Below are 14,669 nucleotides of genomic sequence, written 5' to 3' on the forward strand. Positions count from 1 at the left end.
GATCTCGATCATGCTTTCGCCACTATAGGGGTGTCACCGGGTTTTGCGCCGCTATCCTATATCTAGTGGTGGAGACCAGCATGAACATCTATAAGCACGACATCGTCTTCCAGGAAGTCCCAAATCATATCTCATTGGCGTTTTATGTTTGTGGCTGCCCGTTGAAATGTCCGGGGTGTCATTCTCCGGAACTTTGGACCGAAAAGACCGGCACTCCCCTGACGCCGATCATGTTTCTTGAACTGGTGCGACGCTACCGCCAGCGAATCTCCTGCGTCCTCTTCCTGGGTGGAGAATGGCGCCAGGACGAACTCCTTGAATTTTTAAAACTCGCGCATCAGGAAGATCTCCTCACCGCTCTTTATACGGGGCTGGATCACATCCCGCATGAACTGCAACAACACCTCGACTTTTTAAAAACCGGCCCGTGGATCACTGCCCGCGGAGGCCTGTGGTCGCCCACCACCAATCAGATCTTCAGGGATCTGCGTAGCGGTGAAACTTTAAATCATCTTTTTCAACACAACACAAAGGAGCCCTCCCTATGATCCGTCTCACAGAAGAGCAGATACAGAAAAAAATCGAATTTGTTCAGCAATACAAAGCCGCCAGCAATGCCGCTGAAGGCTCCAAGCTGGATGCCAACGCCAACGTCACTCTGAAAAACATCGCCACACTGGAGGCCGAGATCAACAAGGACATCAACATCCAGATCAACCGCAGTCTGGTCGCCGGAAAGATCGCCGATCTCTTTGGTCCGGATCTGGCAAAAGAATATGTGCGCCAAATTGAAAGTCATGAAATTTATGTGCATGATGAAACATCTTTAAAGCCCTACTGCGCTTCGATCTCCATGTACCCCCTGCTGTTGCAGGGACTTAAAGATCTGGGTGGCGAATCCAAAGCTCCGCAGCACCTGGAAAGTTTCTGCGGCTGTTTTGTGAATCTGGTTTTTGCCGTGTCAGCGCAGTTTGCCGGCGCCGTGGCCACCGTCGAATGGCTGATGTATTTTGACCACTTTGCACGTCTGGATTATGGCGACGATTACCTGAAAACGCATCGACGCATTATCAACAATCACCTGCAGCACGTGGTTTATGCCCTCAATCAGCCCGCCGCGGCCAGAGGCTATCAGTCAGTGTTCTGGAACATCTCGGCCTATGATGAATACTATTTCAAATCCCTGTTCGGCGATTTTGTTTTCCCGGACGGCGATCTTCCCCGCTGGGACAGCGTCAAGAAACTGCAATCTCATTTCATGAGCTGGTTCAATGACGAACGCAAGAAGGCGATTCTGACTTTCCCGGTGGTCACAGCCGCCATGCTTGTTGATGACAAGGGCCCGCGGGACCTGGATTTTGCCACGATGTGCGCCGACGAACTGAGCCGCGGCAACAGCTTCTTTATGTACATGAGCGATTCCGCCGACAGTCTGGCCAGCTGCTGCCGTCTGCGCAATGAAATCTCGGACAATACGTTCAGCTATTCTCTGGGGGCCGGGGGCGTCGCGACGGGATCCATTAATGTGATCACCATCAACATGAACCGCCTGGTGCAAAAAAATCTGGATCTGGCCGAGATGGTGGACAAAGTGCAAAAGTATCAGGTCGCTTATCGCCAGCTGATGCAGGAATATTTCGAGGCCGGCTTGTTAAGTGCCTATTCCGCAGGCTTTATCACCCTGACAAAACAGTTCCTGACCATCGGGATCAACGGCATGGTGGAAGCGGCCGAGTTTTCCGGCCTAAGCGTGGAAAACAGCGCAGCCTACAAGGACTTCGTGCGGGAAAAACTGAAAGTCATCTATGATGCCAACCGCAAAGCGCGGGAAAAATACGGTTTCATGTTCAACACCGAATTTGTTCCGGCGGAAAATCTTGGGGTGAAAAATGCCCAGTGGGATCGCAAAGACGGATTGTTCGTACCAAGGGACTGCTACAATTCCTATTTCTATGTGGTGGAAAACGACGGCGTCAATCCGCTGGACAAAATGGATCTGCACGGCAAGGAAATGATGCAATATCTGGATGGCGGCTCCGCCCTGCACTTGAATCTGGAGGAAAGACTGACTTCCGACGGATTCCTGAAACTGATCCGTGCGGCGGCTTTGTCAGGCTGTAATTACTGGTGTGTGAACATTAAGATCACGATCTGCAACGTTTGTGAACACATCGACAAAAGAACTCTGTACAAATGCAGCGAGTGCGGCAGTCAGGACATTGACCACGCCACCCGGGTCATAGGCTATCTGAAGCGGGTCTCAGCCTTCAGTAAGTCCCGCCAGATCGAAGCGGCGAAAAGGTTCTATCACCCTACGCCTTCACCCGTATCATCTTTGGCAGGAACAACCAGCCCCAGACGATCAAACCCAGAATCCAGGTATACGCCGCATAGACCAGATGGGACTGATAGATGTGCGGAGCAAATCCCGCTGACAACCTAGTCAGTCCGGCAAATCCCATCAGAAGGGCTCCAAGGAACAACCCCTTGGAGTTCTTCTCCCAGATCATGTCATGCTTTCCGTGGGACAAAGTCACACGCGTCGCAATCATGAAAGTCATCAACCCCAATCCCGAGACCAGAATCACATGCAGCAGATGCACGCGAAAATCCAAAAAGGCCACAGTGCCCCACTGTCCCAGCAGCAGCATCCACGCTGAACCCCACAGCCACCAGCTTTGGAAGGCACGACGCTGCGGCAGGTGGTGCAGCTTCCAGAATTTAAACACGATAAAGCTCATCACCAGGGCGCGCAGAATCTGACCGGACAGCGGCTGCACCAGGACTTCAAGCACAAAACTTCCCAGGAAAGCCACGGCCAGAGCCGAATACAATTTGATCTGCGGAGTGTACTTGGAAGACTCGGTTGGCAGCGGAGCCCAGCCCAGCAGGGCCGGAATCAAACGGCTTCCCACACCCATTACCAGACACAGTACATACGCCTGCAGGAAGAACGTGCGCGCCAGTTGATACAACTCACTGGGCACATTCACAAACTGCCCCAGCAGCAAAGTAAGGCTGCCCACCAACCCGGCTCCAAGGCCGACACCGACAAACAGAAATGAATCCGGCGGATTGTTTTTACGATTCAAAAACCGACGGGCCATATAAGTAATCAGGAAAACAAATAACGCTGTGACGGTGAAATAAAAGAAAGTTTTGCTGCCTGGAATCAGGCTTGCGAACAATAGACCAATCAACACCAGCGACGCCCGCTGCTCATTTTTAGTGGGACCAAAGCTTGCGGTGAATTTCGGGGCCGCGGTCATTAAAAAGCCCGCGACAAAACACAGAAAGAAGCCACCCGACATGATTTCAGGATGATGCAGTCCCGGATAGGTCACCAGATTCCACGGAAACAGAATCCACAGCAACACACCCCACACAGCCATCACCCAGCCCGCTGGGAAGAAGTATCGGTATGCATCCATTGAAGTCGTATTCATATTAGCCTCGCTCCACCCTCTTGAGGGGTTGATTCGACACTAACACTCTTTCCCGGCTCGAAACATGATCGGGATCAATAATGCACTAGCCCCCGGCCAGCCATAAGCCTATCAGGGAGGCGCCACAGATCACCATGGAACCACCCACGATGCCCACGCTGGCACCGACAACCATTAAGCTTCCAACAACACCGCCCACGAAAATATTCTTTGCCAATTCCATTTTTTATTCTCCGATGAATAATCCGAGAATAATGGCGGCCAGCGTGGCAAAAACATGACCGAAATCAAGAGCCGCCGGTTTCACCCGGGAAATCAGCAGCCCTGCTGATGGGGATCATGCCCCCAGAACCATCGTGTTAAGATCCACGGTCAGCTGCTGGGTTACGCCGGCAAGCCCCCCGATCTCTCCACTGCTGGCGGCGACTTCTTCCGCGGACGCGGCATTGGACTGCGATGCCTGATCCAGCTGATTCATGGCTTTGCCAATCTGTGCGATCCCGGCACTTTGTTCGACAGAGGCCGCGGCAATTTCATTGTTCAAATCCGCGACCTTCTTGACTGATTCAACGATGTTTTTCAAAACCACACCGCTGTTGTCAGCAACAACACTGCCTTGTTCAACCTGTTCCACCGAGGCTTTGATCAGCACGGTGATGTCCTTGGCGGCCACCGCACTTCTCTGCGCCAGCGAGCGCACGGCCTCTGCCACCACGGCAAAACCCTTGCCCTGCTCCCCGGCGCGCGCAGCCTCCACGGCAGCGTTCAAGGCCAGCAAGTTTGTCTGAAAGGCGATGTCATCAATGACCGAAATGATCTCTTCAATCTTCTTGGATGACTTGCTGATTTCACTCATGGATTCAATCAGGCCCCGGATCTCGCGCTCCCCGGCCTCGGCGGATTCACGCGAGCTTGCCGACATGGCCGCGGCCTGTCTTGCATTGTCAGCATTGACCTGCACCATGGACGTCAACTCCTCCAACGAAGCCACCGTCTCCTCCAAAGAGGCAGCCGCTTCCGTCGAGGACTGCGACAGCGTGATGCCCGCTTCACTGAGCTGGGACACAGAGGAAGTCACATCCCCGCTGGCTGAAGACAGACGGTCGGCAATCAAAGAAATGCCCCTGGCAATACGGTTTGAAATCAAAAGAATAATTGAGATGATCACGATGCTTGCCGTGGTGTTGATGATCCCGGTCCACAGGTACACGGATTTCTGCAGGCTCTCGGACTCAAGCCCCTCCTGACGCGCCCGTTCCTCATAGGTCCTGGCAATGGTCTGGTTGTTTTTACCAATCAAAGTGCCCAGCTGCCAGACCTCACCCAAAAGAAGGGCGCGCGCCTCGGTCAGTTCCTCGGGTTTGCCACTTTCCACCAACGCGATGGCTTTTTCAAGAAGCCCCAGATAGTGATCTTTGTTCTGTTCAATAAACTGACGACTCTCTTTTTCCTGTTCAGAATGAATCGGATTCTTTTGGTAAATTTCAAAGTTCGTGCGCCAGTCACGGATCGCTTCCCGGGCAATTTCCAAGCGCTCTTTCTTCAGTTCGGGATTGTCGGTGGAACTCAATGCCACAAAGATGCTGTAGCCGTATCTGTTCCGGGCAATTATCAGACGATCCAAGGCCGTGGTGCTGGGAATGATCTGATCATGGGCCGAATCAAGCAGACTTCCGACGCGACTGATGCCATCAAAGGACACCCACGAAGCGACTGAAAAACCCACAACCGGCAAAAGCGCCACCGCCAACAACCTGCCCCGAATACCCTTGAACCACGCCTTCATCTCTTCCTCCGTTTTTAGTGCGTGCAATAAGTCGGTCCGATTTATGGGTAGCTTTACGTTTTTCTGATCTACCCCGGGGGATGAAAAAAACAACTCGACCACACGGATGTTACAGCACCATGGGGCAGGTTAACTGCGAATCTTCAGAAGGAACTGGATCAAACTCTCGGGTAACCGGGAAGGATCCGGTAATATTTCAAAGGAATAAAACATCTGGGGGAAGTAGTGCTTGGCGGCCTTTTCAATCGCAAAGGCCCGCGTGCTGATTTGTGCGCTTTCCGCCTCCATGCACGCCTTGCGCATATCTTCGATGCCGTAGCGGCCTTCATAGCCATCATAGTCTGTAGGTTTGCCATCGGTCAGAATAATGAGCACTTTTTGCCGTGCCGAGCATTCCCTCAGGATCCGTGTGGCGTGACGGAGGGCCGGGCCCAAACGTGTATAACCCCGGGGCACAATCTGCTGCGCCCGGGAAAAATACGCGCTCCAGTCCTCGCCCTGATCCTTTAAAATTTCAAAGGCGCATTTGTGTCGGGTTTCGGAAAATGCCCCCGCCACCAAGGTGTTGTCCGGGCCTGAGGGCTGCAACAGACCCCACAGGCCGACCGCCTCCAGCTCAGTATCGAGCACGCGCCGGTCACTGACATAAGAATCCGTGGAAAGGCTCAGATCCAAAACTATCACGATCTGCAGATCACGTTCGCGCTTCACCTGAGTCTGGTACAACCGGCCGGGGGAAGGGATTTTATTCTGCACATCTCCCACATGCCGAACCAATGCATCCAGATCCAGCTCCGGTCCATCCAGCTGACCTTTGCGCCATCTGCGCTGGTTGCGAACGGCCGCAAGCTGCTGCTGGCAACGACTGATCAGACCACTGTGCTGTTCTTTCAACTGCCCGGCCAAATCTCCTCCCACAGTCACTTCGGGATGACTGACCAGAAGTTTACAATAGTCCTTCAGATACTGCTTCTTTTTAAAATGCCATTCCGGGTAATGGACTTCTTCGGTGGATGTGATCACCTCGCTCAGGTCCTCACGCACAGAACCTCCGGCGAAATCCGATTTGAAAAACGAAGCCGCCGATTCTCCAGAGCGGGTCACCTTGCGCGGCATGATCTCTTGCAGAGCTTCAGCGTGTTCCTGTAGCTGATCGGAACCGTCAGCCACCCGGCTCCCGCCCTGATAGTCATCCACCGTTTCCATCTTTTCAAAGGAATGTGTCACCGGATTGTGCTCTTCCTTGTCCAGATCCACTTCTTCTTTTTCAAAGTGGGTCTGCATCACAAGTTCAGATTCTTTCTGCGATGTTCGTGGCTGGAGGGAGCTTTCCCCCTCCCGTGAAAAGTGGCTCGGCCCCCGGCTGGCCAGCCCACCCCACAACAGCCAAACGTCGTCAGGAAACGGTTCATTGCGCTTGATTTTTTGAACATCCAACGAAGGTTTCAAACCCTGCGGATGCAGCGGGTTCAGCAAAACCAATGCCTCGGTTCCGGCCCGCGTGACCGGGGTGTTTTTTAAATGAAAAAAGAAATCCTTCGTCAGTTCCCGGTGAAATTCGGCAAAAGCCGGATAGATCTTTTCAATAATTTGCGACAACGGCTGGCGCATTTTGGAAAAATGCACCGCGCGGGCATAACCATTCATGTCGGCGTCAGGCCAGCACAAACCAAGTCTTTGCGCCGCAGCCAGATGCAGCGCCTGATGAATGTATAAATCACGATTGCGTTTTTTTTCCGGAAAAAATCCGATGGACTCGGGAAGATACAAGACCCGATCGCTCACCCCGCTTTGGCGTGAGGCATGGATCTCGAAACTTTCCTCAAAGAATGGCTGCACCACCAGGGCCAGGGCCTTGTCGCAGTCCTGCAGCCCATAGCGACTGGATTGCGAAGCCCTTGTCTGTCTTCGCCGATTCCAGCGCACCGCCATTTCAAAAAGCTTCTCGGTTAAATCCATATCACATGCTCAAATGAATTAGATCCTTCAGGCCTTCCAGCACCTGAACGTCATCAGACAGGCACTGACCAACACCAAACAAGCAAGCCTGGCGCAGAGACATCCCGGACTTGAACAGACGGGCCGCATGCACCAGCAGGCGCGTGGACACGGTCTCTTTCAACTCAAGGTGTCTCTGCCCGCGGATCTTATTCCCCAATTCAACCAGACGCTGACAGGTTTTCAGATCAACCTCGGTCACCCGATGCAGAATTTCAGTTTCCAATTCCGGCATTGGGTAAGACAGACTTAAAGTGACAAATCTTTGACGAGTGGACGGTTTTAATTCCTTAAAGCCCCGCTGGTAGCCGGGATTGAAACTGGCCACACACATGAATCCGGCAGGCGCCACCAGTTCTTCGTTGGTGCGATCCACATACAGTTCGCGACGGTGATCCGTCAGCGGATGCAAAGCCACAATCACGTCTTCCCGGGCTTCGGCGACTTCATCCAGATATAAAATCGCCCCTTCACGCACGGCGCGTGTGACCGGCCCATCCTGCCACACAGTTTCATTGCCTTTGATCAGAAAGCGCCCCAGCAAGTCAGCACTGCTGGTGTCTTCATTGCAGGCCACTTTCACCAAAGGACGTTTCAGTTTTTCGGCCATGTGGGCGACCAGCTGACTTTTTCCACAACCGGTGGGTCCCTTGATCAACAGCGGCAGCTGCTGCTCATAACAGCGTGTGAACAGATCCACTTCGTTGGCGACTTCCCGGTAATAGACACTCATTTGACTTCACCTGCAGGTTTCCCGAAGCGGATGAAGTTCCAGACATAGGCAACAATCCCCACTGAAAACAGCGATGCGGCCAGCACCAGTCCCAGGAAGTGAACTTCGACCTCTTTTTGCACGGTCAAAAAATCCATGCCCAATTTTCTTTCCAGGTACACCTGCGCGATCCCCGCCACTCCAAAAGCCAGCGTCATCGCAATCATGCCGATGTTGGAGGTCCAGAAAGCGAACACATTCATACGGGAATCCTGCAAGTTCCGACCGGTCAGTTTTGGCATCGCATAGGCGATCAGCGCCAGCACCAGACAGGCATACGCTCCCCAAAATGCCAGATGTCCGTGCATCGCTGTCACCAGAGTTCCATGCGTGTACAGGTTCACCTGCGGCAGAGTGTGGGCAAAGCCCAGGAAGCCCGCACCGACAAAGGAAAGAATCGCGGTTGCCATTGTCCAGGCCATCGCCATTTTGTTGTCAGGATTTTTCCCGCCTTTGCGGGCCATGGCCACGGCATAGATAGCAAAACCCAAAAATGCCAGCGGCTCCAAAGCCCCGAACAAACCACCCACCAGCAGCCAGTATCTGGGTGTACCGATGTAATAGTAATGGTGCCCGGTTCCCAGAATCCCGGACAGGAAGGTGAAACCGACAATGATATAAAGCCATTTCTCGATAACTTCCCGGTCCACGCCGGTCATTTTGATCAGCAGGAAGGACATGATCGCCCCCATGATCAGCTCCCACACACCTTCCACCCACAGATGCACCACCCACCAGCGCCAGTAAGAATCCAGCGTCTGGTGATCCGTGTTGATCATGCCCGGCAGATACAGCAGTGCCGCCATCAACAGGCCCAGGAACAAAACCATGCTTGTTGTGGTGTAGCGTTTGCCCTTCCAGATCGTGCCACCGATCAGATAAATAAACAGCAGCACATCGGCCACCACCAGATAGTCCAAAGGACGTGGGATTTCCAGGAACTTACGTCCCTCCCACCAGTTCATGTGAAAACCGATAATGGCAACCACACCCACGGCCACCAAAGCCCCCAGCTGCACATACGCCAGCTTCGGGTGAATCAGTTCGCGGTCCGCCTCTTCAGGAATGATGTAGTAGGCCGCCCCCATAAAGCCCGTCAACAGCCACACCACCAGCAAATTCGTGTGCGTGGCGCGCGCGGCATTGAAAGGAATGATGTTATGCAAACCATCGAAACCCATATGGGCAAAGCCCATGATGAATCCATAAACCAGCTGCAGCGAAAACAGCAGCATGCAGGTGGCGAAAAACCAGTACGCTATTTTTTGTGTTTGATACTTCATGATGTCCTCATTTTATCTGTGACAGGTAAGTCACAAGTTCCTGGATCTGCTCGTCTGTCAGGGGCAGTTTTGGCATCTTGGAATCCGCCTTCACCGCCGCAGGATCTTTCAGCCAGTGAGTCAGGTATTCACCGTCACGACGACTGCCGATCCCATCCAGCGTTGGTCCGGTGTTGCCGCCAGTGCCATTCATCGTGTGGCAGGCTACGCAAACCTGACCGTAAATCTGCGGCTGGGCCACAGTCGCCTGCACGGCAGCGGCACTGACCGGCTGAGCCAGATCGGGTTTCGGAGGGAAGCCATTCAAATCCATCGTGCCGATCCATTTCAAGAAGGCCGTCAGATCATTGATCTCTTCTTCGGTGAAGTGATAGTTGGTCATCTTGCGGTCATTGGGATACATGGCCTGCGGGTCGCGCAGCATGGATTTGATAAAGATCTCTCCGCGCCGTTCCCACACTTTGGTCAACTCCGGCGCGTAATACGCGCCCTCTCCCAGGATGGTGTGACACCCCATGCAGTTGTTGCGATCGAAAAGATGTTTACCGCGCACAACTGCGTCGGTCATTTCGATCTGATTGGTCTGTTTGGGAATCCGGCGGAAGGTGTCTATGGTCAGCAACACGAAGGCCGCTGAGCAAAGAACCGTTCCCACTACAAAAAACTTCTTTGCCTGTGATTTGGTTAACATGTTGCTCCTGTGCTGTGGGCATTTTTCAGAAGAAATAACACTGCACCCGCCCGCCAATCTTTGATCCAGATCAAGAATGATCACTAAATGATAAAAATCCCAGAGTTGATCCGGATCATGTTTTGGCCCTTAAAGTCTTGGCATTCTGTGCAAGAGGACCTTATGTCAGACAAGATCAGCGTACTTAAAAAACAGGATTTTCTTCGCCAGTTCACCGAAAAGGAATTGCGCGAGATCGCACCCTATTTCGAGCTTATACACTGCACTCAGCGGGACACGTTGTTTGAAAAAGGCCAGCCGATCGAACACATCTATCTGGTGCTGTACGGGTCTTTTAAGATTCAGGAGTCCATTGACCGGGATGCAGTGAAAATATTCAACTTCCTCAGTCAGGGTGAGTTCCTGGGCGTAGCCATGGCCGGACTTCCGAACCCCCGCTATCCGACTTCCGCCGTCTGTAACGAGGACAGCACTTTACTGAAAATACCGGTGGGGTTGTTCTTTGATCATCTGATGCAGATCCCGGAACTGCGCCGGCGTGTGAACCGCCAGATCTCCGAGCGTTTTCTGGAGTTCCAGAACGACATCTGCAAGTCCCATAAACTGGCACCCCACCGGGTGGCGGACTTTCTGCTGCGCCTGCTGGCTCGGCAGGGATCACAAAGCGGTTATATCAACATCCCGCTGACCCGAAATGATATTGCCGAACGGATCGGCAGCCAGAGTGAAACCGTGATTCGTATCCTGAGCCAGTGGACCAAGAACGGCTGGATTCAAACAACCGACAGGCATATTGAAATTTTAAACCGACAGGCGTTGATGGAGGTGGAAAGTGAACGACCTTCTAAAAAAGCTTCGCGAGGAGCATCAGACCATCTTGAAAATGTTTGAGCAAAAAGCACCGATCCTGGAGATCCTGCATTTTGTGGAGGCGGTTCATCACCCCCTGGAGGAACAGGAGCTGTTTCCGAAAATCGCAGCGCACCCCCTGCTCAGCCAGGGCGGACCGCTGTGCACCTACTTCCGGGGCATGGAGCTGGATCTGGCCCCGCAAAGCGAACCTCGTCGACGCCTGAAGCTGCTGCATGAACAGGGCCTGCCCCAGGCCTCAGCCTATCCGTCGTTTGAATGGCTGAACGCGCAGAACCCGCTCAGCCTGCCCATGGATGAACATGAACTGGGTCATCACCTGGCCGAGGCCATTAAAATTTTATTAAAACCCGAAATGCGGGAAAAATATCCCGGGGCTTTGGACGCTTTAAAGTCCGACTATGAACAGCTGTTGCGCCGGCATATTGCGAAAGAGGATGGATGTCTGTTCGTGTTATGTGAGAAACTGCTGGCGTAAGCCCTGTCGCAGATTTTCCGCAACAGGGGCTTGCAATTGGGGCTACTCGCAGAATCCGCAGCAGCCTTCTTTTTTCTTTTTGGTCAGGCGCAGTTTCCAAACGTTCGGACCTTTTTCCAGATACTCGTCGACAAACTGGTTGGGGCGGGATTCCCCGAACTGGCGAAGCAGTGGCAGTGGATCGTGGTTGTTCACGATCACCAGGCTGTCACCGCCCTCCAGATTATCAAAGCTTTCAAAAATATAGGAATGTCTGTGCATAGGCTCGATCTTTTGTGCCTCGATTACGAACTCTTTCATACTAGTTCCTCCTTGTTGGTAAGACCACTTTAAGCCGTCTCACCCCCATTGGCCTTGATTCAAATCAAGGGATGAACTTTATCAGGTCTTTTGGGTTTCCTGCCGCGCCGACTTGGCGGCCGCGTGGTACACCTTCAGCATCCAGCACAGTAATAATAAAGGAGTGGTCATAGTCACCGCCTTCGACTTTGCTGTATTTGATGCCCAGAACGCTGGCGATTTCGCGGGGTTCTTTGTCAGACTTGGATGTCAGCAGATTCCACTGTGTGCTCAGTTTCTTTTTCTTCGCATAGTCCTTCAGAACCTTCGGAGTGTCCTTGGCCGGATCAAAGCTGACCAGCACAAAGCGCACATCTTTCTTACCCTGTTCGGCCAGGGCTTTTTCCAGTTGCTGCATTTGCGCCAGGATCAGTGGGCAAGTATAAACACAGCTGGTGTAAGCCATGGAGATGACCACAGGCTTGCCACGGTACTTTTCCAGTTGAAAGACTTTTCCGTCTTCGTCCAGCAAAGAGGAATTCAGATTGTAAATGGATTCATCATGCAGCGGTTTTGATTTTTCCGCTGCGGGTGCGGCTTGATGATGGTGATGATCATGATCCCCTGCCTGAACCGGGCCCGCCATCAAAAAAGCTATCGCCACAAAGTGAACTTTTGAAAGTTTCATAACGTCTCCTCGTTATTTAGCGCAGCGAAAGCCCAGGTTTTGCACTGTGTACCGGGCTTGCAAACTGCTGCGAAAAGCAAATCTCATAAATGCGGCATAATCGCCGGGATCCGCAGCGCCGGAAGCCCCCGCGCCACAAAACAGGTTTTTATCCAGTCCACCATCGGCCCGGGATTCCCCGGTGACCAGCGCGGTGTTAAAGTCCTCGACCCACTCCCAGATCAGGCCGTGCATATCATGCACGCCAAACCGGTTGGCACTGCCCTTTTCGACGGAAGCCAACGGCCATTCTGCGCCGCGACCATACCATTCCAATATCAATTCACGGATTTCGGTGCGATTTTTATAGGGGGATTGTGCAACGTATTCCCATTCGTTGGTGAAAGGAAGTCTGCGCCCTTTCCAGGCGCAGTATTCCCGGGCGGCAAACCAGCTCACCCGCACCACCGGGGAATTCGCCATTGATTTATCACCGAACTCCAGATCCGCCGGCCAATAGCTCAGATAGCTGCTGTCGGCAAAGATCTTTTTCACCCCGGCTTTGCGCCACTGGGGATTCTGGCGCACAAATTCCAGGTACTCGGCATTGGTGACCGGACGCATGTCGATCTTAAATTCCGCCACCTTGATGCTTTTCTGATTCAGCTTGGCTGGCATTTTGTATTCACCAGCCGGGATCAGCACCTCGGGGGCGGCTTGTCCAGCACAGGAAAGAAGGACGGCTGTCAGCATTATCCAATTTTTAAGACCGTCCATTCTGAACCTCCGTAGTTACTTTTTACCCGCAGCCCGAACTGCTTTGACATCAGCCGGAGTCACAACTTTTTTGGAGTTGCCCCACATGCTGTAGATGTAAGTCAGTACGTTCGCAGCATCTTCATCCGACAGAATCTGCGCCGGCATCACTGAGTTGTACTCTTTGCCGTTGACCTTGATCGGGCCCTCAAGACCGTGAATCACCGCAGAAATCGCCTTATCCTTGTTTTTCAGGAAGTCCGACTTCGCCAGTGGAGGGAACGCACCCGGCAGCCCCTGACCATTGCTCTGGTGACAGGCAAAGCAAGAGGATTCATAGATACGTTTACCGCCAGACAGTCGTTCTTCCAGAGTTTTGGCTGGGATCTGTTTCGGAGCTTCCGCACCAATTTCCTGGATCACACCACCCTCAGGCAGATAGATACCGTCTTTGGTTTTTCCGGAATAGACTTCATGGTCTTCTTTGCCTTCCACTTTCAGCATCCCGATGGCGCCTTTATTGAAGGCACGGAAGATCGAGTGATCCACCAGAATGAAAGTGCCTGTAGTATCCAGTTTGAATTCCACAATGGCAGATCCACCCGCCGGAATCAAAGTAGTCTGGACGTTTTCATTCACCAGCTTGCCACCTTCAACATAGACCTTGTCAAAGATCTCACCAATCACGTGGAAAGAGGACACCAGATTCGGCCCCCCGTTACCCACAAACAAGCGGACCTTTTCACCAGTTTTGGCTTTCATGGCGTTATCGCCCACCAAAGACCCGACGCTACCGTTAAAGACCACATAGTCGGCTTTTTCCTCGACCGCTTTAGTCATGCTGAACGGCTGCAAACCCGGAGCTCCATATTTACCCTTAGTATAGAACTCACTCTGCAACACATAGAATTCACGGTCCACTTTAGGCAGACCTTCTTTGGGTTCAACCAGAATCAGACCATACATCCCGTTGGCGATATGCATGCCCACCGGCGCAGTTGCACAGTGATACACATACAGCCCCGGATTCAGTGCCTTGAAACTGAAAGTGGAGCTGTGACCGGGAGCAGTGAAGGATCCCTCCGCACCACCACCCTGTCCAGTCACAGCGTGCAAGTCGATATTATGAGGCAGCTTGCTGGAAGGGTGATTGTGCAGATGGAACTCCACCTGATCCCCTTCACGGATACGGATGAATTTACCGGGAACCTTGCCCCCGAAAGTCCAGAAAGTATAGTCCACCCCATCGGCCAGGCGGAGCTTCACTTCCTTGGTTTCAAGGTTTACGATGACCTTGGTTGCATGTTTGCGAGTGATTGGCGGTGGCACTTCAGGTGCATCAGTCAGCACCGCCACCTCTTCACCCTTGATATTGTCAGCCAGGACCGGCATGGGAGCCAGGCAGGCGATCGCTCCAGTTAGCAGTAGTCTTTTGTAGTTCCAGTCTTTCATCTTTTTTCTCCTTGATGAATACAGTCATTCTCGGAGAAATTCCGGGTGAAGTACATGACGGCCGTCAACCATTGCCCAATCTTGACCGATTTTTTTCAGAAAGTTCACCCGCCGCTGGACCACCGCAGAATAAAACAACCAAAAATTGACAAGGATCAAGGTGACCCGGACCAATTTCTAATATAGTGAGA

The 14,669-nt window shown here is 52.7% G+C and carries 14 protein-coding genes and 1 pseudogene; 4 read left to right on the forward strand and 11 right to left on the reverse strand.

Going from position 1 to position 14,669, the window contains the following annotated elements:
- The first annotated feature begins 80 nt into the window (after nucleotides 1-80).
- Both nrdG and nrdD read left to right on the forward strand, forming a co-directional pair.
- The gene (gene nrdG, locus BD_RS11840) at nucleotides 81-548 is read left to right on the forward strand and encodes an anaerobic ribonucleoside-triphosphate reductase activating protein (RefSeq protein ID WP_011164990.1); all 468 of its coding nucleotides are present in this window, start codon (nucleotides 81-83) and stop codon (nucleotides 546-548) included.
- Nucleotides 545-2,443: an anaerobic ribonucleoside-triphosphate reductase gene (gene nrdD, locus BD_RS11845; protein ID WP_011164991.1), complete on the forward strand. Its 1,899-nt coding sequence runs from the start codon at nucleotides 545-547 to the stop codon at nucleotides 2,441-2,443. The genes nrdG and nrdD overlap by 4 nt, the downstream gene beginning before the upstream one ends.
- Here nrdD and BD_RS18350 read toward each other — a convergent pair.
- From BD_RS18350 to BD_RS11875, 7 genes and pseudogenes are all read right to left on the reverse strand, one after another.
- Nucleotides 2,385-3,446, reverse strand: a pseudogene (locus tag BD_RS18350) (NnrS family protein); the annotation flags it as partial. The gene nrdD and the pseudogene BD_RS18350 sit on opposite strands and share 59 nt — an antisense overlap.
- 85 nt (nucleotides 3,447-3,531) lie before the next feature.
- Nucleotides 3,532-3,669, reverse strand: a complete 138-nt coding sequence (locus BD_RS18190) for a hypothetical protein (RefSeq protein ID WP_011164993.1) — start codon at nucleotides 3,667-3,669, stop codon at nucleotides 3,532-3,534.
- 114 nt (nucleotides 3,670-3,783) lie between these two features.
- Complete coding sequence (locus BD_RS11855) at nucleotides 3,784-5,232, reverse strand: methyl-accepting chemotaxis protein (RefSeq protein WP_011164994.1); 1,449 nt, start codon at nucleotides 5,230-5,232, stop codon at nucleotides 3,784-3,786.
- 129 nt (nucleotides 5,233-5,361) lie between these two features.
- Nucleotides 5,362-7,191, reverse strand: coding sequence for a nitric oxide reductase activation protein NorD (locus tag BD_RS11860; protein ID WP_011164995.1), 1,830 nt, complete (start codon nucleotides 7,189-7,191; stop codon nucleotides 5,362-5,364).
- Between the two features lies 1 nt (nucleotide 7,192).
- Complete coding sequence (locus tag BD_RS11865; protein WP_011164996.1) at nucleotides 7,193-7,963, reverse strand: CbbQ/NirQ/NorQ/GpvN family protein; 771 nt, start codon at nucleotides 7,961-7,963, stop codon at nucleotides 7,193-7,195.
- Entirely contained in the window at nucleotides 7,960-9,285 is a 1,326-nt protein-coding gene (locus tag BD_RS11870; protein ID WP_011164997.1) for a cbb3-type cytochrome c oxidase subunit I, read from the reverse strand. Before BD_RS11870 ends, BD_RS11865 begins: the two co-directional genes overlap by 4 nt.
- A gap of 7 nt (nucleotides 9,286-9,292) precedes the next feature.
- A complete protein-coding gene (locus BD_RS11875; RefSeq protein ID WP_038449822.1) occupies nucleotides 9,293-9,976 on the reverse strand; it encodes a c-type cytochrome in 684 nt (227 codons plus the stop codon).
- 162 nt (nucleotides 9,977-10,138) lie between these two features.
- Between BD_RS11875 and BD_RS11880 the strand changes: the two genes are divergently transcribed.
- Nucleotides 10,139-10,867 (forward strand): Crp/Fnr family transcriptional regulator, encoded by a 729-nt coding sequence (locus BD_RS11880; RefSeq protein WP_038449825.1) that lies wholly within the window; start codon nucleotides 10,139-10,141, stop codon nucleotides 10,865-10,867.
- On the forward strand, nucleotides 10,809-11,324 hold the full coding sequence (locus tag BD_RS11885) for a hypothetical protein (RefSeq protein ID WP_231839162.1): 516 nt from the start codon (nucleotides 10,809-10,811) through the stop codon (nucleotides 11,322-11,324). Before BD_RS11880 ends, BD_RS11885 begins: the two co-directional genes overlap by 59 nt.
- Before the next feature lie 42 nt (nucleotides 11,325-11,366).
- On the opposite strand, the gene BD_RS11890 is transcribed toward BD_RS11885, so the two are convergent.
- From BD_RS11890 to nirK, 4 genes are all read right to left on the reverse strand, one after another.
- Complete coding sequence (locus tag BD_RS11890) at nucleotides 11,367-11,624, reverse strand: DUF2249 domain-containing protein (RefSeq protein ID WP_011165001.1); 258 nt, start codon at nucleotides 11,622-11,624, stop codon at nucleotides 11,367-11,369.
- A 64-nt stretch (nucleotides 11,625-11,688) separates the two neighbouring features.
- Complete coding sequence (locus BD_RS11895) at nucleotides 11,689-12,291, reverse strand: SCO family protein (RefSeq protein ID WP_011165002.1); 603 nt, start codon at nucleotides 12,289-12,291, stop codon at nucleotides 11,689-11,691.
- A 12-nt stretch (nucleotides 12,292-12,303) separates the two neighbouring features.
- Nucleotides 12,304-13,023 carry a formylglycine-generating enzyme family protein gene (locus BD_RS11900; protein ID WP_231839163.1) on the reverse strand — a complete coding sequence of 240 codons (720 nt, stop codon included), beginning with the start codon at nucleotides 13,021-13,023 and terminating at the stop codon, nucleotides 12,304-12,306.
- Nucleotides 13,024-13,062: 39 nt separating this feature from the next.
- Complete coding sequence (gene nirK, locus BD_RS11905) at nucleotides 13,063-14,478, reverse strand: copper-containing nitrite reductase (protein ID WP_011165004.1); 1,416 nt, start codon at nucleotides 14,476-14,478, stop codon at nucleotides 13,063-13,065.
- Between the last annotated feature and the right edge of the window lie 191 nt (nucleotides 14,479-14,669).

Source organism: Bdellovibrio bacteriovorus HD100, assembly GCF_000196175.1.
Taxonomy (GTDB): Bacteria; Bdellovibrionota; Bdellovibrionia; order Bdellovibrionales; family Bdellovibrionaceae; genus Bdellovibrio; species Bdellovibrio bacteriovorus.